The sequence below is a fragment of the Methylobacterium sp. J-043 genome (assembly GCF_022829505.1).
In the GTDB taxonomy this organism is placed as follows: domain Bacteria; phylum Pseudomonadota; class Alphaproteobacteria; order Rhizobiales; family Beijerinckiaceae; genus Methylobacterium; species Methylobacterium extorquens_A.
Map to the genome: position 1 here is coordinate 1 of NZ_JAKSYB010000041.1, position 1158 is coordinate 1158.

Consider the following 1158-nt stretch of genomic DNA (forward strand, 5'->3'; position numbering starts at 1 on the left):
TCGAGATAGGCTTGGTTGACGGAGGTGATCTCGAGCTCGCCCCGCTCCGAGGGCTTCACCTCGGCGGCGATGTCGAGCACCCCATTGTCGTAGAAGTACAGGCCCGTCACCGCCCAGGGGCTCTCTGGCGTCTTGGGCTTCTCCACCAGCCGCAGGGGCCGGCCGGTCTCGTCGAGGGTGACGACGCCGTAGGCCTCCGGATGATCGACGTGGTAGGCGAACACCGTCGCTCCGCTCTTGCGGGCGCGGGCCTTGGCGAGCAGGTCGCTCATGCCGTTGCCGAAGAACAGGTTGTCGCCGAGCACCAGCGCCACGTCGTCGTTGCCGACGAAGTCGCGGCCGATGATGAAGGCCTGGGCCAGCCCCTCGGGCCGCGGCTGCACCGCGTAGGAGAAGGTCAGGCCGAACTGCTCGCCGGTGCCGAGCAGGCGCTGGTAGTTGCCGAGGTGCTCAGGCGAGGAGATGATCAGGATCTCGCGGATGCCGGCCAGCATCAGCACCGAGATCGGATAGTAGATCATCGGCTTGTCGTAGACCGGCAGCAGCTGCTTGTTGATCGCCAGCGTGGCCGGGTGGAGCCTTGTGCCGGAGCCGCCGGCGAGCACGATGCCCTTCATGCGAAACACGTCCTGATCAGTGGGAGCGGACCGGCCCGACCAGCCGGTCGAGGATGTCGTCGAGCGCCTGCTCCCAGGGGCGGGGCGCGATGCCGTAGGCGTCGGTCAGGCTCTGGGTGGAGAGGCGCGAGTTCACCGGACGCCGGGCCGGCGTCGGGTAGGCGGAGGTCGGGATGCCCTCGACCGGCACGATGCGTCCGCCGCGCCGGGCCGAGCCCGCGACGATCGCGCGGGCGAAGTCGCACCACGTGGTCGCGCCGTCGTTGACGCAGTGAAAGGTGCCGGTGGCCGCAGCCTCATCGCCGGCCAGCCGCAGGGCGATGGTTGCGAGTGCGCTCGCGAGATCGGCCGCGGAGGTCGGGCAACCGTGCTGATCATCGACAACGGTGAGTTTGTCCCGCTCGCCCGAGAGCCGCAGCATCGTCTTCACGAAGTTGCCCCGGTGCGGGCTCACCACCCAGGCGGTGCGCACGATCGCGTGGCGCGGATTGCCGGAGCGGACCGCCATCTCGCCGGCGGCCTTGCTGGCACCGTAGACGCT

2 protein-coding genes are annotated in these 1158 nt (G+C 69.3%); both read right to left on the bottom strand.

Translation table 11 applies throughout. From position 1 onward, the window contains the following. Positions 1–617, bottom strand: a 617-nt coding sequence (locus tag MKK50_RS09005) for a sugar nucleotidyltransferase (protein ID WP_499021781.1), incomplete at its 3' end; no start/stop codon positions are given. Positions 618–633: 16 nt separating this feature from the next. Continuing rightward, positions 634–1158 (bottom strand): SDR family oxidoreductase (locus tag MKK50_RS09010; RefSeq protein ID WP_499021782.1); only part of this gene is annotated, 525 nt, incomplete at its 5' end.